Below are 18175 nucleotides of genomic sequence, written 5' to 3'. Positions count from 1 at the left end.
ATGACGACGACGCCAGGATTCCGGCCCACCCATGTCGTCCCCGGCGACGGCATGCCCGCCTGGGAGGCCCCCGACCCGGCCCGGCCCACCGTGCCCCTCGATCCGCTGCTGCCGGTCCAGCTCGTCGAACGGCGCGGCGACTGGGCGCACATCAGCTGCGCCAACGGCTGGTCCGCCTGGGTCGACGGCCGCTACCTCGTCGCCGTACCCCAGGACCCGCCCGTCACCGGCGGGCCGCCCGCCGAGGCCACCGACCCGCGCCCGCTGCTTGCCCGCGCCGCCGAGGCGCTCAACGGCTACCGGGCCGCCGTCGAGGAACTGGCCGTCGGCGGCCTCGACGGGGAGTCCTTCCGCGGCCGTACGCACGGGCTGCGCATCGGCGTGGTGGTCGACGGGGAGTCCATGTGGCTGTACGACCCGGCCGAGGGACGCTGGCTGTACGGCGACGGGCGGCGGCTGTCCACGTACGTCACCGACCGCGCCCGGCCCGGGCGCGCCGGTCCCGGCCGCGAGCCGACCCGGGTGGTCGCCCCCGACGGTGACCGCTGACGGCGGGCTGCGCTCAGGCCGCCACCTCGCCCCGCCGGTGCACCGGGCGGGCCAGCAGCGCGCCCAGGAACCCGGCGAGCAGACCCCACAACGCGCCCAGGCCCACCGCCGGCCAGAGCACGGGCTCCAGCAGCAGTTCGCCGGACAGGTTGCCGCCGAGGTCGCCGATGCCGAGCAGGGAGAGGCCGTAGTGGGCGGAGATCCGGCCGATCAGGCACAGCGTCAGCATCGTCAGCGCGAGGGCGACGGCCAGGTGCAGGGCATGCTGCCAGGCACGGATCCGGGCCGGGGAGCGGGCCGCCATCAGGAAGGCGGCCGCCGGCAGCAGCACCGCGGCCACCCAGGCCAGCCACCACCAGCGGCCGTCGTGGGCGGCGACGGTGCGCAGGTTCAGCGTCGAGACGTGCGGTGTGCGCAGCACCTCGGCGAGCACCTTCGGCACCGGCAGCCCGAACGGGCCGTCGACCCTGCCCTGCCAGGTGGCGCCCAGACCGAGCGTGAGGGCGAGCCAGGCCAGGTTGGGCAGCCCGAGCAGGATCACCGCGAGGGTCTCCTTGGCGTGCCCGCGGGTCACCACCGAGGCCAGGGCGATCACCAGGGCCAGCACGACGTACGCCAGCACGAGCACGACCATCGCGTACCCCGCCGGGCGCACCGAGGCCTGGAAGCGCAGCAGACGACCCGGCAGCGGCGCCCCGCGCGACACCAGCAGCGCCAGCAGCAGGATCCCCGCCAGCCACAGCAGCCCGAACCCGGCCGTCTGCGGCACGTCCGCCGTGAAGCCCGCCTTCGGCGCCGCGTCGAGCGCGTCGGTGAGATCGTCGAGGGTGCCGCTGTCCACGTCCACCGCGAAGGTGTGCCGGGCACCGGACGCGAGCCCGACCAGAGTGAGCAGCCACAGCACCGCGATCCGCGCCGCCCACCCGGCCAGCTCCCCGGCCCCGGCCACCGCCCGGTGCCGCAGCGGCCGCAGGAAGCCCCCGGCGGCGGCCAGCGCCCCGACCAGCGTCACCGACAGCGGTACGACCGTGAGCCCGGCGTTCGTGCGGGCCAGTTCGCCCGCGGTCCCCGACAGCTCGACGGCGCCGCCCACCGCCGTCACCACGGTCGCGAGAACCACCGGCAGGAACGCCCCCTTCGGCAGGTCCGCCGCGTCCGCCGCCCACAGCCCCACCGCGGCCACCACGAGCATCGCGACCGACGTGGCCAGCACCACGGCGAGGGCCTGCGGCCAGCCGTGCCGGGCCGCTGACCGGCCGGCCGGCGCGGCCACCGGCCGCTCGGAGGCGATTCGGAGGCGCACGCTGTCACGCTAGGCAACGCCCGGACCCGCCGCCCGCCGGGTGGTCCGTCCGCGTCGGCTCCGCGTCGGCTCCGAGTCCGCTTGCGGACGGTACCGGACCGGCGCACATTGGGCTCGACATGCCCCAAATGAGGCATTTTTCATCAATGTCGTTTACCGCACTGGGGAGATGAGCGCGTGAGCGTCGAACCGCCGTCGTCCGGCCGCCCCACAGGACCTCCCTCCGGCCCCCTGTCCGGGCCGTCCGGGCCACCGCCGGGACCCCCCTCGCAGCCGACCGGAGGCGGCGACGGCCAGGGCGGCGAGCCGCGCCGGCCGTGGTGGAGGTCGGCGCCCCGGGTCGCGACGCTCACCACCGCCGTGGTGGTCGCCGCCGCCCTGGCCGTGGTCCTCACCCGTTCGGGCGACAGCTCCGGCAGACGCGGCGAGGTCTTCCTGCAGGCTGCCAACAGCTCCGGCCAGGACCCGTTCACCGAGTCCACCGCCAAGAAGAGCTCCGCGGCGCCGCTGTCCGCGGCCCCGGCCGCGTCGGCGGCGCAGGCGAACGAGGTGCGCGGGGTGGACGGCGGGGCGCCCGGCCTCTACAGCGGCACGAAGAACAGCGCCAGCTGCGACGTCGAACAGCAGGTCAAGTACTTCCAGGCGTCGCCGTCCCGCAACAGGGCCTTCGCCTCGCAGGCCGGCGTCCAGCCCTCCGGCGTCCCCGCCTACCTGCGCTCCCTCACCCCCGTGCAGCTGCGCGCGGACACCCGCGTCACCGCCCACGGCTACCGTGACGGCAGGGCGACGACCTACCAGTCCGTCCTCCAGGCGGGCACCGCCGTCCTGGTCGACGGGCACGGCGTGCCCCGGCTGCGGTGCGCCTGCGGCAACCCGCTGGCCCCGCCGGTCGCGCAGCCGACCACCCCGAGGACCATCGGCACCGCCTGGGCCGCCTACCGGCCCGCGAACGTGGTCGTCGTCGCACCCGCCGTGCAGATCATCAAGGTGTTCGTCGTCTTCGACCACGACCACGACGACTGGTTCGGCCGCCACCGGGGCGACCACACCGGGCACGACGACCGCCCGGCCAGGCCGCCGGCCGATCCGGACCCGCTGAACCCGCCGCCCCACCGCGGCTGCCCGCCCGCGTCCGGCAGGCCCGGGTCACCCGGCACCACCCCGTGCCCGCCGGCCTCGTCCGGCCCGTCGACGCCGACGAGCCCGGGGAACGGCTCCAGGTCCCCGTCGTCGAACCCGCCGTCCTCGAACTCCCCGTCCTCGCAGTCGCCGGCGTCGAAGCAGCCCTCGTCCGCGCCGCCGTCCTCGAAGCCGCCGTCCTCCGAACCGCCCTCGTCGGAGCCTCCGAAGAGCGAGTCGCCGAAGACCGAGTCCCCGCAGACCCAGAACCAGTCCCCCCGCACCGAGTCCCCGCAGACCGAGTCCCCGGCGTCGCAGCCGCCGAAGTCGCAGGGACCGGCCTCCGAGCCGCCGTCCTCCGCGCAGCCGCTCGCCCCGCAGTCCGCGGCGCCGCCGGGATCGCCCGGCCCGCAGTCCGCGGTGTCCTCCGCCGCTCCGGTGTCCTCGGCCCGGCAGGTGGCGCCCGGCTCGGCCGCTCCCGGTTCGCCGGCGCCGTGACCAGCGTGACGAGTGGAGTGCGCGGTCGGCGAACGCCTCCGGGGACTGCCGGGGCGCACTCGGGGTACGAGCATGGATGCAACAGCGACGGGCCGGGACGGCCTCCTGGAGAGACACGCATGATCGAAAATCTGGGCGGGGCAGTGATACCGACTGGCTTCGACGTACCCGTGGAGCCGCTGCGGCGCGCGGCGCACTACACCGGCGAGCCCGGCTGCATCGCCGAGGCACGGGACTTCGCGGCCGGCTTCCTGGAGCAGCTCAGGACCGAGTGGTGTGCCGCGATCGATCCCCGGGCCGACGGTGAGCTGCTTCTCGTGGTGAGTGAGCTGGTGACCAACGCGGACCGGCACAGCAACGGCCCGTACATCCTCGAACTGGAGGGCACGGACAGCGCGGTCCTGGTCTCCGTGTACGACAGCAGCGCCGCGCTGCCCCGTCGCTTCCCCAGGGACCCCGAGCGGGTCGGCCGGCACGGGTTGGAGATCGTCCATGCCCTGGCGGCGGAGGTGACCGCCGAGCGGGTTCCGGTCGGCAAGCGGGTACGCGCGCTGGTGCGCTTCCCCCAGTGAGCCCGAACCCCGCCCCGGTGAGCCGAAGCCACGGGCGCTGCCCCACGCGCCGGTGCGGGGCAGCGCCCGGGATCCCGCCGTCAGGCGCAGCCGAGCTCGCCGAGCATCCCCTGACGCAGCCGTGTGATGATCCGCTTGATCAGGCGGGAGACGTGCATCTGGGAGCAGCCGAGCCGCTCACCGATCTCCGCCTGGGTGGCCTCCTCCACGAACCGCAGATGGATGATCTCCCGGTCCCGTTCGCTCAGCTCGGCCATGAGCGGGGCCAGCGACTGGAAGTCCTCCACGAGCCGCAGACCTTCCTCCTCGACCCCGATGAAGTCCGCCAGAACCGCCTCGCCGTCCTCCGGGCCGTCCCCGGTCAGCGCGGCGTCCAGGGAGGAGGAGTTGTAGCCGTTGGCGGCCAGCTGGCCCTCGACCACCTCGTCCTCGGACAGGTTCATGAGCGTGGCCAGTTCGGCGATCGTCGGCTCCCGGTCCAGGCGGCTGGAGAGCTCCTCGCGCGCCTTCGCCAGCTCCACGCGCAGTTCCTGGAGGCGGCGCGGCACGTGCACCGCCCAGGTGGTGTCACGGAAGAACCGCTTGATCTCGCCCACGATGTACGGCAGCGCGAAGGAGGTGAACTCGACCTCGCGCGACAGCTCGAACCGGTCGATCGCCTTGATCAGGCCGATCATCCCGGTCTGGACGATGTCCTCCATGTCGTCGCCGCGGTTGCGGAACCGTCCGGCCGCGAACCGGACCAGCGACATGTTCATCTCGATGAGCGTGTTGCGGGCGTACTGGTATTCGTGTGTGCCCTCCTCCAGCTCCCCGAGCCGCTGGAAGAACTGGCGGGACAGCTCGCGTGCGTCGCGCGGGGCGACGGTGCTCGGGTCCTCGATTCCTGGCAGTGCCCCCTCCGGCGTCCGCGCCTCGACGGGGTGAGCGGTGTTCACTGCTTCCGACCGGATCCCGGCGGTGTTCATGTCCTCTCCCAGGTCACTCATGTTTCGGCGGCTGCCTCTTCGGCCGGTGTCGTCCCGGCCCTGTCCAGGTGTCGCTCGGCCCCGGATACCCGGAACCGGACGTCTCATGCGTGCCTCGTCCGCTCGGGTACCCGGGGTGACGCGACGCATGCGTCCTGTTTCCCGCCCTGGCGGAAAACCGCCGGTGGCGGTCTGTGGAGAGGTGGCTACGGCCCGACGCGTACGGCTGTGACCAGCTCGTGCCAGTACCGTTTGGTGACGACACCGCCGTACCGGGAGTCGATCAGCTTGCGGATGCTCGCGAGCAGCCCGTTCCGGGCCGGCTCCGGGAGTGCGCGGTGGTTCGAGTAGGTCAGCAGCAAGTCCAGGTACTGGCCGGTGCTGTACGTGATCTCCTGGGCGTGGCCGTGCACGGCCACGTCGGTGAAGTACGGGGAGCCGGTGAATTCGGTCGTGTCGGTCGCGAGATCCGCCTCACGGGTCTGGCGCAGGCCCGGCGGGGTGGCCGGATCCCAGCGTTCGTAGCACTCCTGGACCTCGGCGAAGAAGTCCTCGGTGCCGCCCGCCACGTGGTGGGTGGTGACGACACCGAGCAGCCCGGCGGGGCGCAGCGCCCGGGCCGCCTTCGGCACCCGGACCGCCGGGTCGAGCCAGTGGAAGGCGGTCGCGCAGACCACCGCGTCGAACGGCTCCGGCGGCAGTTCCCACTGTTCGAAGGCCGCGACCACCACGTCCACCCCGGCAACCGCCGACAGCTGTCGGCGGGCCACGGCGGCCATGCCCGGTCCGATCTCCACGCCGGTGACCGAGCAGCCGGACGCGGCCAGGTCGACGGTGAGCTTGCCGGTGCCCGGGGCGATCTCCAGCACCCGGACGCCCGGCCCGGCCCCCGTGACCCGGACCAGCTCCTCGACCAGCGCGCCGGGGTAGCGGGGCCGGGCCCGTTCGTACAGCTCGGCGTCCTCGTCGAAGATGTCCCGCAGCTTCGGGTCCTTCACCCTGAATTCCAGTGCGTCCACGCAGGGCAGGATGCCGGTGCCCGCGCCTCGGGGCCAGTGCTTTTCGGCGGCGCCTCGGCCCTCGCGCAGCTGGCGGCCGATGAGTTTCCTGGCGGGCACCGGTCGGTACACATGACCGCGTTCCCCGCTCCCAGGAGGTGTCCATGAGCACCGACGGATTCACCACGTGTCTCTGGTTCGACGGGCAGGCCGAGGAGGCCGCCCACTACTACGTGTCGATCTTCAAGAACTCCAGCATCGGGAAGGTCGGCCGGTACAACGAGGCCGGGCCCGGGGAGGCGGGCTCCGTGCTGGCCGTCGACTTCACGGCCAACGGGCAGAAGTTCGTCGCGATCAACGGCGGCCCGCAGTTCAGGTTCACCGAGGCGATCTCCTTCCAGATCTACTGCGACGGCCAGGAGGAGGTCGACCACTACTGGGCCAAGCTCACCGAGAGCGGCGGCGAGCCGGGTCCCTGCGGCTGGCTCAAGGACAGGTTCGGCGTGTCCTGGCAGGTGATCCCGGACGGGCTGATCGAGATGATCGGTGACGCCGACCCGGAGAAGGCCGCGCGTACCACGCGTGCCATGTACGCGATGGGCAAGCTCGACATCGCCGCGTTGAAGAAGGCCTACGCGGGGGAGTGAGCGGTACGGGGAGGGGGCGGTGTCCGCGGACACCGCCCCCCTCGTGCACACGCCGCCGGGTCAGACCCGGTCGGCCACGATCAGCAGGTACTGGAAGCTGCCGTTCTTGTACGCGGTGAGGAACGCGTCCTCGATCCCCGTCACCAGGTGGTCGGCCTGCTTGCGCAGTTCCCAGTACGGGATCGTCGCCGCGGTGAGGTCCTCGACATGGACCGGCACCAGCCGGTTGGCGGCCATCGCCCGGAAGTACTCCGACCTCGGGTGGATGTCGCAGATGTAGTGCGCGTTGATCAGGGACACCTCGCGGGACGCCTGCCCGTAGGTGTTGTTGTAACAGCCGGTGATCGTCACGTAGCGGCCACCGCGGCGCAGCAGCCGGGCGTGCTCGGCGAACAGCAGCTGCAGCTCGACGTACATCGTGGACTCGTTGTTCCACGAGGCCGCGTAGGCGCCCGTTTCGAAGCCGGTGTCCAGCATGTTCCGGTGGTGGTAGCGGACCTTGTCGCCGACCTCCCGTTTGCGGGCCATCTCGTTGGCGAAGTCGGCCTGCTTGGCGGAGATGGTCACCCCGTCGGAGTGGCAGCCGTAGCGCAGGTTCGCCACGATGCTGCCGCCGCCGCGGCCGCAGCCCGCGTCGAAGACCCGGTCGGCCGGCGTGAGGGCGCCGAGATGGGAGGCGAGCAGTTCGGCCTGGGCGTGCTCCAGGCGGTGCAGCTCGGCGGTGACGCGTTCCTTGCGCAGCGCGGGGTCGGTCTCGTCGAGCACCGACCAGTCGGCCTCACCGATGCCGTAGTGGTGGTGGTACAGGTCGTCGATCTTTCCGAGTTCGAGGTTGACCGGGTTCTCCTCGGCGTTCCAGTACTCCGCGACGCTGTTCTGGTACCTGGACTGGGTCGGCACCGGGGCTGACGTGGTGGTCTTCCGAGTGACAGGGGCGGTCGTCAACAGTTGCTCCTCGAAGTGTTTCTGACGGCGTTTCGGATTGGCTCGGTGGCTACCAGTAGTCGGGCAGGTGGTAGCGGTTGGTGTTGGTGGCGTGCCACTCGTGGTTGCCGGCGACCCAGGCGGCGAGCCCCTCGGCGTAGCGTGCGACCAGCGGCGAGCCGGCGGACAGGGCGGCCGACTCCTCCTCGAAGGCGTCCATGACCCGGTTGTGGATGTCGACGGACTTCAGATAGGCCGCCTTCAGCCCGCGCCGGTCGTTGGCGGCCACCACCTGGGGCAGGTTCAGGTGGTCCGGGTCGCTCGCCAGCTCCTTGGTGAAGGAGTACAGGTCGTTGACGATGGTGGTGGCGTTGCAGGCCAGGGCCGTGATCCGCTGGATCTCCGGGCGGGCGTAGAGCTGTTCGGGCAGTTCGTAGCCGTCCACCGCGTCGACGATCGACAGGCACGGCCGGAAGTTGTTGAACTGCCGCATCACCAGGTACTCCCAGACCCGCGGTACATACCCGGTCTCCATCCACGCGGCCTCGCCCAGATAACCGAGGTGCAGCCGGGCGATGTCGTGCACGAACCGGTCGGTCTGGCTCGGCGTGGCGAAGGCCGCGAAGTCCGCGAGGGCGAAGTGGTACGACCGCAGGGGTCCGGTGGCCCGAATGCCTTCGCGCCACTCCTCCTCCAGCTCCGGGATGCCGTGGTAGGGGTCGAGCGCCGACTGGGCGATGATCAGCGGCCCGCCGAGGCCCCGCCGGGATCCGCCGCGCCCCTCGTCCTCCTCGCAGTAGCAGGAGTCCACGATGTTCTCGGCGAGCAGCAGCTTGCCCGCGGCGGTGAGCCGGTCGAGGTCGAGGCCGCCCGGGTGTTGAAGGGCGACGGCCCGGCCGAACTGGAAGCCGGAGAAGTCCCCCCTCCAGGCGGCGGGGAACAGGTCCAGCTCGCGGGCCCAGGCCTCGAGCCGGCGGTCGAGTTCGGCGGCCTTCTCCGGGGCGGCGGGCACGGCCGGCCGGTAGTGCAGTCCGGGGACCGCCCCGGTGCGCCTGGCCGGGCGCAGTCGCTCCGCGATGTTCGGCGGTCCCGGCAGGGCGTAGGAGGTGGTGGTTGTACTCATGGATGTGCTCCAGGCCGTCAGTCGGCGGTGCGTCCGAGCTGGACGTTCTCCAGGATCCCGGCCGCGTCGGGGACCAGGACGGCGAGCGAGTAGTAGGCGGTGACCAGGTAGTTGACGACGGCCTGCTCGTTGACGCCCATGAAGCGGACGTTCAGGCCGGGCTGGAACTCCTCGGGGATACCGGTCTGGTAGAGGCCGATGACCCCCTGGTCGGCCTCGCCGGTGCGCAGCGCGATGATGCTGGTGGTGTGGTCGTCGCTGATCGGGATCTTGCTGCACGGGTAGATCGGGACCCCGCGCCAGGCCGGGATCTCGTGCCCGTCGACGGTGGTGGACGGGGGGACGAGGCCGCGCCGGTTGCACTGCCGGAAGAAGGCCGCGATCGCCTTCGGGTGCGCCAGGATGACCTTGGTCTTGCGGCGCATGGAGATCAGCTCGTCCATGTCGTCCGGGGTCGGCGGACCGGTGAAGGAGCTGATCCGCTGCCCGTAGTCGATGTTGTGCAGGAGCCCGAACTCCCGGTTGTTGACCAGCTCCCACTCCTGGCGCTCGCGGATCTCCTCGACCGTGAGGCGCAGCTGCTGCTGGGTCTGGTCCATCGGGTGGTTGTAGAGGTCGGCGACCCGCGAGTGCACCCGCAAAACGGTCTGGGTGAGCGACAACTCGTACTCGCGCGGCGCGAGTTCGTAGTCCACGAAGCCGCCCTGGAGGGTCGGCTCGCCGGTGTGGCCGGCCTGCACCGGCACCTCGGCCTCGCCCTTGCGGTTCATCGGCAGCCGCTGCCGGTCGACATAGGCCTGCAGATGGGCGCCGAGCGACGGCACCCGGTCCATGATCTCCTCGGCGACCGCCCAGGGCAGCGCCAGGACCACGCCCGCCGTCTCGGCCCGCACCGAGGTGAGCCACAGCGGGTCGGTCTGGCCGACCGCCTCGTCGCCCATCTGGTCGCCGTCGGTGACGACCCCGACGACCTCCTCCTCGCCGTACTTGCCGACCGCGTACCGGGTGAACCGGCCGTGCACCACCAGGTAGGTCTCGGTGACCGGCTGCCCGGCCTCGAACAGCACCTGCCCGGCGCGGACCTCGCGGGGCTGGAACCGGTCCGCGAGCTGGTTCAGCGCCTCCTGGTCGTCGTAACCGCGCAGGATCGGCAGCTCGGTGAGGGTCCCCGGGATGACCCGGATGTCGTCCCCGCCGTTGTGCTCGAAGCTCACCCGGCCCCGACCGGTGCGCAGTTGGAGGCGCCGGTTGACCCGGTAGGTGCCGCCCTTGACGTCCACCCACGGCAGTGTCTTCAGCAGCCACCGGGAGGTGATGGCCTGCATCTGCGGTTCGGACTTGGTGGTCGTGGCGAGCTGGCGTGCCGCCCGGGTGCTCAGGCTGGTGAGCTGCCCGTCGGCGGTCGGATCCGGCTCGGGCTCGTCGACGGCGGAGCCGATGACGCTGTCCGGTGTGGACACATTCCCTCCAGCAGAGAGGTGAACAACGGTGACCCGGAGGGTCGGTGGTGTGCGAGGTGGTGGTGCGCACGGACAAGCCAAACAGCCTTGGTGATCTACGGGTACGGCGCGAAAGGGGCGGTTGCATCCCTTAGTTGCGCAAACCTGGTGTTCGGGGTGGAAAGGGTGGTGTTCGGTGATCGCGCGCCGGTCAACCCGCTCCGGTGCCCGGGTCGCCCGGGAGGTTCAGCTCAGGAAAGGTCGTTCACCAGCACCGCGGCCCCGTCGAAGCGCCCGGCCTTCAGGTCCCGCAGGGCCCGCGGGGCCTCCGAGAGCGGGTAGGGGTGGGTGGTCGCGTGCACGCCGTGCCGCTCGGCGAGGGCGAGGAACTCCCGGCCGTCGGCACGGGTGTTGGAGGTGACGCTGCGCAACTCCCGCTCGTAGAACAGCTCGCGCTCGTAGTTCAGCGACGGCACGTCGCTGAGGTGGATGCCCGCGACCGCCAGCACCCCGCCCCGGTCCAGGGCGCGCAGCGCGACCGGCACCAGGTCGCCGACCGGCGCGAACAGGATCGCGCTGTCCAGCGGCTCGGGCGGCGGCTCGTACGCGTCCCGCGCCGAGGCCGCGCCCAGCTCCACGGCCAGCCGCCGCGCCTCGGCGCCCCGGGTGAGCACATGCACCCGCGCGCCCTCGGCGAGCGCCACCTGCGCGCACAGGTGAGCGCTGCCCCCGAAGCCGTACAGACCCAGCCGGCCGCCCGCCGGCAGCGACGCCCGGCGCAGCGCGCGGTAGCCGATGATCCCGGCGCACAGCAGCGGCGCGAGCGCGACGTCGTCGAGGGCGCCGGGCAGCCGGTAGGCGAAAGCGGCCGGCACGGTCGTGTACTCCGCGTAACCGCCGTCGGCGTCCCAGCCGGTGTACTCCGAGCGCGGGCACAGGTTCTCGGCGCCCCGCAGGCAGTACGCGCACTCCCCGTCCGTGCGCCGCAGCCAGGCCGCCCCGACCCGGTCGCCGACCGCGAAGTCCGCCACCCCGGCACCCGCGCCCGCGATCACGCCGACCACCTCGTGCCCCGGAGTCACCCCGGTCCGGCGCACCGGCAGATCCCCCTCGGTGACATGCAGATCGGTGCGGCACACCCCGCAGGCCCGTACCCGCACCAGCAACTCGTCCGCCCCGGGCACCGGCACCGGCCGCTCGACCAGCCGCAGCGGATCCGCCTCGACCGGCCCGGGCCGCTCCACCGACCACGCCCGCATCACGTCCGCCATACCGCGCCCCGTCCGCCGAAGGCCGCCGAATCCCTTCCCAGTCTCCGCCGGAGTCCGGCATTCGGCGCGCGGGCGGACCGCCCCGTGGCTAGCGTGAGGAACCGGGAGAACCCGCTCGATCGGAAGGGCCGCGGCGATGGCGGTACAACCTGAAGGAACCCCCTGTTGGGCCGACGCGATGTTCGCCGACCTGGAGGGGGCCAAGCGCTTCTACGGCGAGGTCCTCGGCTGGACCTTCGGCGAGTCGTCCTCGGAGTACGGCAACTACACCCAGGCCTCCGTGGACGGCAAGGCCGTCGCCGCGGTCGTACCGCCCATGTCAGGTCAGGAGGGGCACTCGCAGTGGTGCCTGTACCTCGCCTCGCCGGACGCGGCGGCCACCGCCGCGCGGATCCGGGCGAACGGCGGCGAGGTGCTGATGGAGCCGATGCAGGTGGGCGAGTTCGGCACCATGTGCCTGGCCCGTGAGCCCAGCGGCGCGGTGTTCGGGATCTGGCAGGGCGGTGTCCACGAGGGCTTCGAGGCCACGGCGGTGCCCGGCGCCTACTGCTGGGCGGAGTTCTTCACCCGCGAGCCCGAGAAGACCGACCCCTTCCTCGCGGCCGTCTTCCCCTACACGGTCCAGCAGATCGAGGACGGCAACGTCGACTTCCGTACGTTCCACCTCCGTGAGCAGCCCGTCCTCGGCCGGATGCGGATGACCGACGACTTCCCGCCCGAGGTGCCCTCGTACGTGAACGTGTACTTCACCGTCGCCGACTGTGACGAGGCCGTCGCCAGGGCGACGAAGCTCGGCGCCGCGCTCCGGTTCGGGCCGATGACCAGCCCCTTCGGCCGGATGGCCGCGCTCACCGACCCGCAGGGCGCGAACTTCTCGGTGATCGACGTCACGACCACCGAAGGCGAGATGCCGTCCAGCACGGAGGTCTGACCAGGGCGGATCCCGGGCCACGGCCGGGCACCCCGCCCGGCCGTGGCATGATCGGGCCCATGCGTGAACGAGTGGTGGCCGCGTGCGACGGGGCTTCTAAGGGAAACCCGGGACCGGCGGGCTGGGCCTGGGTGGTGTCCGACGACGCGGCGACTCCCGCCCGCTGGGAGGCCGGGCCGCTCGGCAAGGCCACCAACAACGTGGCCGAACTGACCGCCCTGGAGCAGCTGCTGGCGGCCACCGACCCGGACGTGCCGCTGGAAGTGCGGATGGACTCGCAGTACGCGATGAAGGCCGTCACCACCTGGCTGCCCGGCTGGAAGCGCAACGGCTGGAAGACCTCCGCGGGCAAGCCGGTCGCCAACCAGGACCTCGTCGTCCGGATCGACGAACTCCTCGACGGGCGCACGGTCGACTTCCGGTACGTCCCCGCCCACCAGGTCGACGGAGACCCGCTGAACGACTTCGCCGACCGCGCGGCCAGCCAGGCGGCCACGGTCCAGGAAGCCGCGGGCAGCGCCCTCGGCTCCCCGGCACCGCCGCCGTCACAGGCGCCCGCCGCCTCCACCGCGGCCCCGCGCCGCAAGGCGGCACCCCGCAAGAGCGCGGCGGGCGGCTCGGCGTCCCGCACCATCAAGGCGAAGTTCCCCGGCCGCTGCCTGTGCGGCCGTTCCTACGCGGCCGGCGAGCCGATCGCCAAGAACGCGCAGGGCTGGGGCCACCCGGAGTGCCGCGCGGCGGCCGAGGCCTGACGCAGGCGTCACCCAGCGGCCCGGTCAGGCCTCCAGGGTGTCGAACGTGTAGAACCTCGTGTGGTCGAGCAGGTCCGCCGGCCGCACGTCGTTCCACGGCTTCATCGTCTCGTCCAGGTCCACCACGTCCGGCGTGCCACCGCCCGGCACATAGGCCGCCTCCGGGTGCCGGCGCTGCCACCGGGCCCACAGCTTGTCGACGAAGGCGTGGTGCAGCCAGAACACCGGGTCGTTGGGGGACACCCCGGTGGCCATCTGGCCGCCGACCCAGACGTGGACCCTGTTGTGCAGGTTGACCCCGCGCCAGCCCTCCAGATGGTTCCGGAACCCGTCCGAGGCACTGTTCCAGGGCGCCATGTCGTACGTCGCCATGGACAGGACCGAGTCGACCTCGGCCCGGGTCGGCAGCTCGCGCACGCCCGTCCCGAGCGACCTGCGCAGATAAGTACGGCCGTCCACGCGGACGTTGACCGGCCAGTTGCCGCCGGTGGCGGCGAACGGCCCGTCCGTCACCCGCCCGTCCGAACTGCGCCCGGTACCGCCGAGGAAGTCCGGTGCCCACAGCGAGGCGCGGACGGTCCGGTCGGTACTCCAGTCCCAGTAGGGGAGCGCGACGGAGGAGTCCACCGACTGCAGCGCCTGCTCGAAGTCGAGCAGGAATCTGCGGTGCCAGGGCAGGAACGACGGCGAACGGTGGCCGGTGCGCTCCGAGTCGTCGGTGTCGGACATGATGAAGGCGTTGTGCGTGCGCACGAAGTCGTCGTAACGCCCGCTGCGCTTCAGCTCGACGACGGCGGCGACGAACCGCCGCTTCTCGTCGGCGGTCAGACTGGCCTGGTTCTTGCGTACGGTCATGTGCGGGAAGCTCCTCGAACGGGGCGGTCGGGGCGGTCAGTTGGCGGGGAACGGCAGCAGCGCGGCGCCCTGCAGCTCGTCGACCGCGGCCCTGGCGGCGGCGCGCGGGGTGGCGACCGGGTCGTAGTGGCTGACCACGCTGATCCAGCTGCCGTCGGCGTTCCGCATCACATGCAGTGCGACCCCGTCCACGAACACCGCGTATCCGGCGCCGTGTCCGTGGTGGTGACCGCCGCCCATTCCCTTCATCCCGCCCATGTCGTCCATGCCGGCCGGGCGGCCCTGTATTCGGCGGCCCTTGTAGACCTCGTCGAAGGGTTCGAGCGATCCCTCGTGCGAGTGGCCGGCGGCCGAGGCGCCGGGCGCGAGGAGGGTCTGGGTGCCGGCCGCGGCGGCGAGGGCGGCCGCCGCGGTGAGGGCGCGACGGCGGGTGAGTTCGGGCATGCGGATGCTCCTGTGACGGATGTGGGTGCTGACCCCGTATGCCTATCCGGCGGTCTCGGAGCGGGAGAAATCGCCCGGATCGAGTTGGCTACGATCAGGACAATCAGTCACATGTCATACAAGATTGAACGAAGATGATCTTGCTGTGGTGATGGCTGCGACGGACCCGGAACGGGTAATTCCTTGCGTGGGCGCGCGGCTTGCCGCTGATCCTTCTCCGTGGTCCGCCGTCCGGGTGGTGTGGCTCACGGCGTCAAACTGGCGCGATCCGAAAACCCGGCCGGGTGTCCTCGCGCTGCTACCCTCCGATGCCAATTGACCACGTTCGGTGAAACCTAGGGGTGTGTGCGTGAAGGTCGTCTGCGTCGGAGGCGGGCCCGCCGGCCTGTATCTCGCGATCCTGCTCAAGCGGCAGAACCCGTCCCACGACATCGCCGTCCACGAACGCAACCCCGAGGGCTCCACCTACGGCTGGGGCGTCACCTACTGGCGCGCCCTGCTCGACCGGCTGCACACCTGCGATCCCGAGTCGGCCCGGGCCATCGAGGACAGCTCGGTGCGATGGACCCAGGGTGTCGCCCACGTCCGGGACCGGACGGCCCGGCAGCCCGGCGACGTGGGCCACGGCATCGGCCGCCACCGCCTCCTGGAGATCCTCGCCGACCGCGCCCGCGGCCTCGGGGTCCGGCTGGAGTTCGAGGACGAGATCACCCCCGAGGACCTCCCCGAGGCCGACCTGGTCGTCGCCGCCGACGGCATCCACAGCGCCCTGCGCACCCGGCACGCCGGCCACTTCGGCACCGAGGCCACCGAGGGCCGCAACCACTACGTGTGGCTCGGCACCACCCGGGTCTTCGACTCCTTCACCTTCGCCTTCGTCGAGACCGAGCACGGCTGGGTCTGGTGCTATGGCTACCCGTACGACGACGGGCACAGCACCTGCGTCATCGAGTGCGCCCCGGACACCCTCGCCGGTCTCGGCCTCGACGCGATGGACGAGGCCGGCCAACTGGCCCTGCTGGAGAAGCTGTTCGCCGGCATCCTCGACGGCCACCCGCTGACCGGCGGTTCCTCGGCGGCCTGGCCGGCCTTCCGCACCCTCACCAACCGCACCTGGCACCACGGCAACCTCGTCCTGCTCGGCGACGCCGCCCACACCACCCACTACTCCATCGGCGCCGGCACCACCCTCGCCCTGGAGGACGCGATGTGCCTGGCCGGCGCCCTGCGTGAGCACACCGTCCTGCCGGAGGCCCTCGCCGCCTACGAGCGGCGCCGCAGGGCCGAACTGGTCTCCGCCCAGAGCGCCGCCCGCCTCAGCGCCCAGTGGTACGAGAACCTGCCGCGCTACATCGGCCTGCCCCCGCACCGCATGTTCGCGCTGCTCGGGCAGCGGCACTCGCCGCTGCTGCCGTACGTCCCGCCGCAGCTCTACTACGGCCTCGACAAGGCCGCCGGACGGCTGGAAGTGCTGCGCAGGTTCAAGCGGTGGATCGGGCCCCGGGCGGCGCGCGCCCTGCACGCCCGGTCATAGGCGCCGTACGCGGAATGGTTTGGGTGAAAGACCATTCACCCGATAGGGTGAATGGGTATTCACCTGTTTATCCGCGACGCCCGCAGGAGTGCCGATGGACCAGCCCGCCCCGACAGCCGGTCACCCGGGATCGCCCGCCGCCCCGCCCCCGCTGCGCGAACGGCTGACCATCCCGGTGCTGGCCTTCGGCGGGATCCTCATGGCCGTCATGCAGACGGTCGTCGTCCCCCTCCTGCCGGACCTGCCCCGGCTCACCCACTCCTCGGCCGGCACCGTCTCCTGGACGGTCACCGCGACCCTGCTCGCCGGGGCCGTCCTCACCCCGGTGCTCGGCCGGGCAGGTGACATGTACGGCAAACGCCGCGTGCTCACCGGTGCCCTCGCGCTGATGACCGTGGGCTCGGTGATGTGCGCCCTGTCGTCGGACATCGGCGTGCTCATCGTGGCCCGCGCCTTGCAGGGCGCCGCCGCTTCCGTCGTACCGCTCTCGATCAGCATCCTGCGCGACGAACTCCCGCCCGAGCGCCGGGGATCGGCGGTGGCGCTGATGAGCTCCACCGTCGGCATCGGCGCCGCACTGGGCCTGCCGCTGGCCGCGCTGGTCGTGCAGTACTACGACTGGCACACCATGTTCTGGCTGACCAGCCTCCTCGGGGCGCTGGGCGTCGCGGCCGTCTGGTGGGCGGTGCGGGAGTCGCCGGTGCGCGAGAGCGGCAGGTTCGACTTCCTCGGCGCGCTCGGGCTGGCCGTGGGGCTGACCTGTCTGCTGCTCGGCGTCTCGCAGGGCGGCCAGTGGGGCTGGGGCAGCCCCCGCGTCCTCGGACTCTTCGGCGCCGCCGTCCTCGTGCTGGCCTTGTGGTGGTGGCAGCAGCTGCGGACCGAGCAGCCCCTGGTCGACCTGCACCTCGTGACCCGGCCGCGGGTCGGTCTCTCGCACGTCGCCGCCCTGCTCACCGGGTTCGCCTTCTACGCCAACTCCCTCGTCACCGCCCAGCTGGTCCAGGCGCCGAAGGCCACCGGATACGGGCTCGGCCTGTCGATCGTGGCCACCGGCCTGTGCCTGCTCCCCGGCGGCGTGACCATGCTGCTGCTCTCGCCAGTCTCCGCCCGGATCTCCGCATCCCGCGGACCGCGCATCACCCTGGCTCTCGGCGCCGCGGTCATCGCCTGCGGATACGTGGTCCGCATCGCCGACAGCCGCGACCTGTGGATGATCATCCTGGGCGCCACCGTCGTGGCCACCGGCACCACCCTCGCCTACTCAGCGCTGCCCACGCTGATCCTGCGGGCCGTACCGGCGAGCCAGACCGCCTCCGCCAACGGCGTCAACGTCCTCATGCGCACCATCGGCCAGGCCACCTCCAGCGCCGCGGTGGCAGCCGTCCTCACCCACCACACCAGCCTCGTCGGCGGCGCCCCGATCGCCACGCTCCACGGCTACCTGCTGGCCTTCGCGATGGCTGGGGTCGTCGCTCTCGCGGCCGGTGCCGCCGCCCTCTCCATCCCCGGCGACAGGGCGCCCGACGACGCCCCGCGGGCCCGGAGCCGTGCCGAGGGCGCCAGGGACGACGCGCTGGAGGGAGCATGAGTGCCGTGAACACCCGCCCCGGCACCCCCGCCGCGCCCGCACCCGCCCCGGCTCCCGCCCGCCGGGACGCCGAGGCCACCAAGGCGGCCATCCTCAGGGCCGCCCGGTACCTCCTCGCCCGGCACGCGCACGCCGACATCACCCTCAAGGACGTCGCCGAACGCGCCGGCGTGAGCGCGCCCCTGATCCTCAAGTACTTCGGCAACAAGGACAGCCTGTTCGCCCGCGTCATGTCCTTCGACACCGACGCGGCCGCCCTGCTGGACGCGCCCCTGGAGGACCTCGGCCGGCACATGGTCCGGCACGTCCTGGAGAGCCAGCGCGACCGCGGCGCCGACCCGCTGCTCCGCATCGCCTTCGCACCCCTGCACGGCGACCACGGAGACGTGCTGCGCGCCAACTTCCGCGCCCACGTGATCGACGCCCTCGCCGCCCGGCTCACCGGCCCCGACCCCGGCCTGCGCGCCGAACTCGCCGTCGCCCAGCTCATCGGCCTGGGCGTGATGTACGGCATCGCCCGCGGCCCGCGGCTGCGCGAGCGCGCGGCCACCGACGTGGGCGACATCGCCGACCGCTACGGCCCGGCCGTACAGGCCCAGTTGACGCCCTGAGCGCTCAGCCGGAAGTGCCGCGACGCGTCGTCGTTCGGCCGCGGCGTCG

Annotated in this window: 17 protein-coding genes and 1 pseudogene; 9 read left to right on the top strand and 9 right to left on the bottom strand. The window is 72.3% G+C overall.

Going from position 1 to position 18175, the window contains the following annotated elements; genetic code table 11:
* On the top strand, positions 1–549 hold the full coding sequence (locus tag ACZ4UV_RS21295) for an SH3 domain-containing protein (RefSeq protein WP_451017742.1): 549 nt from the start codon (positions 1–3) through the stop codon (positions 547–549).
* Between the two features lie 13 nt (positions 550–562).
* On the opposite strand, the gene ACZ4UV_RS21290 is transcribed toward ACZ4UV_RS21295, so the two are convergent.
* Positions 563–1852 (bottom strand): streptophobe family protein, encoded by a 1290-nt coding sequence (locus ACZ4UV_RS21290; protein WP_467839777.1) that lies wholly within the window; start codon positions 1850–1852, stop codon positions 563–565.
* Between the two features lie 177 nt (positions 1853–2029).
* Here ACZ4UV_RS21290 and ACZ4UV_RS21285 point away from each other — a divergent pair.
* Both ACZ4UV_RS21285 and ACZ4UV_RS21280 read left to right on the top strand, forming a co-directional pair.
* Positions 2030–3235, top strand: a pseudogene (locus ACZ4UV_RS21285) (DUF6777 domain-containing protein); the annotation flags it as partial.
* Between the two features lie 353 nt (positions 3236–3588).
* Positions 3589–4041 (top strand): ATP-binding protein, encoded by a 453-nt coding sequence (locus tag ACZ4UV_RS21280; RefSeq protein ID WP_388917060.1) that lies wholly within the window; start codon positions 3589–3591, stop codon positions 4039–4041.
* 80 nt (positions 4042–4121) lie between these two features.
* Here ACZ4UV_RS21280 and ACZ4UV_RS21275 read toward each other — a convergent pair whose 3' ends face one another.
* Both ACZ4UV_RS21275 and ACZ4UV_RS21270 read right to left on the bottom strand, forming a co-directional pair.
* Positions 4122–5009 (bottom strand): RNA polymerase sigma factor SigF, encoded by an 888-nt coding sequence (locus ACZ4UV_RS21275; protein ID WP_451017753.1) that lies wholly within the window; start codon positions 5007–5009, stop codon positions 4122–4124.
* Positions 5010–5215: 206 nt separating this feature from the next.
* The gene (locus ACZ4UV_RS21270; protein WP_467840706.1) at positions 5216–6037 is read right to left on the bottom strand and encodes a class I SAM-dependent methyltransferase; all 822 of its coding nucleotides are present in this window, start codon (positions 6035–6037) and stop codon (positions 5216–5218) included.
* A gap of 134 nt (positions 6038–6171) precedes the next feature.
* On the opposite strand from ACZ4UV_RS21270, the gene ACZ4UV_RS21265 reads away from it, so the two are divergent.
* The gene (locus ACZ4UV_RS21265) at positions 6172–6654 is read left to right on the top strand and encodes a VOC family protein (RefSeq protein WP_451016104.1); all 483 of its coding nucleotides are present in this window, start codon (positions 6172–6174) and stop codon (positions 6652–6654) included.
* A 60-nt stretch (positions 6655–6714) separates the two neighbouring features.
* On the opposite strand, the gene ACZ4UV_RS21260 is transcribed toward ACZ4UV_RS21265, so the two are convergent.
* From ACZ4UV_RS21260 to ACZ4UV_RS21245, 4 genes are all read right to left on the bottom strand, one after another.
* Positions 6715–7599 (bottom strand): geranyl diphosphate 2-C-methyltransferase, encoded by an 885-nt coding sequence (locus ACZ4UV_RS21260; RefSeq protein ID WP_451021967.1) that lies wholly within the window; start codon positions 7597–7599, stop codon positions 6715–6717.
* Positions 7600–7648: 49 nt separating this feature from the next.
* On the bottom strand, positions 7649–8701 hold the full coding sequence (locus ACZ4UV_RS21255; RefSeq protein ID WP_451021968.1) for a family 2 encapsulin nanocompartment cargo protein terpene cyclase: 1053 nt from the start codon (positions 8699–8701) through the stop codon (positions 7649–7651).
* Between the two features lie 17 nt (positions 8702–8718).
* Positions 8719–10161: a family 2B encapsulin nanocompartment shell protein gene (locus tag ACZ4UV_RS21250; RefSeq protein WP_451021969.1), complete on the bottom strand. Its 1443-nt coding sequence runs from the start codon at positions 10159–10161 to the stop codon at positions 8719–8721.
* 230 nt (positions 10162–10391) lie between these two features.
* Positions 10392–11399 (bottom strand): zinc-binding alcohol dehydrogenase family protein, encoded by a 1008-nt coding sequence (locus tag ACZ4UV_RS21245; protein WP_451021975.1) that lies wholly within the window; start codon positions 11397–11399, stop codon positions 10392–10394.
* A gap of 148 nt (positions 11400–11547) precedes the next feature.
* On the opposite strand from ACZ4UV_RS21245, the gene ACZ4UV_RS21240 reads away from it, so the two are divergent.
* Both ACZ4UV_RS21240 and ACZ4UV_RS21235 read left to right on the top strand, forming a co-directional pair.
* On the top strand, positions 11548–12342 hold the full coding sequence (locus ACZ4UV_RS21240) for a VOC family protein (protein ID WP_451021970.1): 795 nt from the start codon (positions 11548–11550) through the stop codon (positions 12340–12342).
* A gap of 47 nt (positions 12343–12389) precedes the next feature.
* Positions 12390–13094, top strand: a complete 705-nt coding sequence (locus tag ACZ4UV_RS21235) for a ribonuclease H family protein (RefSeq protein ID WP_390038781.1) — start codon at positions 12390–12392, stop codon at positions 13092–13094.
* Positions 13095–13118: 24 nt separating this feature from the next.
* Here ACZ4UV_RS21235 and melC2 read toward each other — a convergent pair whose 3' ends face one another.
* Together melC2 and melC1 are read right to left on the bottom strand one after the other, a co-directional pair.
* Positions 13119–13949, bottom strand: a complete 831-nt coding sequence (gene melC2 / locus ACZ4UV_RS21230) for a tyrosinase MelC2 (protein ID WP_467839770.1) — start codon at positions 13947–13949, stop codon at positions 13119–13121.
* 36 nt (positions 13950–13985) lie between these two features.
* Complete coding sequence (gene melC1, locus ACZ4UV_RS21225) at positions 13986–14393, bottom strand: apotyrosinase chaperone MelC1 (RefSeq protein ID WP_451021972.1); 408 nt, start codon at positions 14391–14393, stop codon at positions 13986–13988.
* A gap of 343 nt (positions 14394–14736) precedes the next feature.
* On the opposite strand from melC1, the gene ACZ4UV_RS21220 reads away from it, so the two are divergent.
* The 3 genes from ACZ4UV_RS21220 (at position 14737) to ACZ4UV_RS21210 (ending at position 18126) form a co-directional block, all read left to right on the top strand.
* Positions 14737–15927, top strand: coding sequence for an FAD-dependent monooxygenase (locus ACZ4UV_RS21220; protein ID WP_451021973.1), 1191 nt, complete (start codon positions 14737–14739; stop codon positions 15925–15927).
* A gap of 94 nt (positions 15928–16021) precedes the next feature.
* Positions 16022–17515 (top strand): MFS transporter, encoded by a 1494-nt coding sequence (locus tag ACZ4UV_RS21215; protein WP_467839766.1) that lies wholly within the window; start codon positions 16022–16024, stop codon positions 17513–17515.
* Positions 17512–18126, top strand: a complete 615-nt coding sequence (locus tag ACZ4UV_RS21210) for a TetR/AcrR family transcriptional regulator (protein ID WP_390038771.1) — start codon at positions 17512–17514, stop codon at positions 18124–18126. Before ACZ4UV_RS21215 ends, ACZ4UV_RS21210 begins: the two co-directional genes overlap by 4 nt.
* Positions 18127–18175: the final 49 nt, after the last annotated feature.

Source organism: Streptomyces sp. NPDC028289, assembly GCF_055565975.1.
Note: the sequence above shows the minus strand (reverse complement) of the source record. Positions and strands in the feature narration are given on the sequence as shown.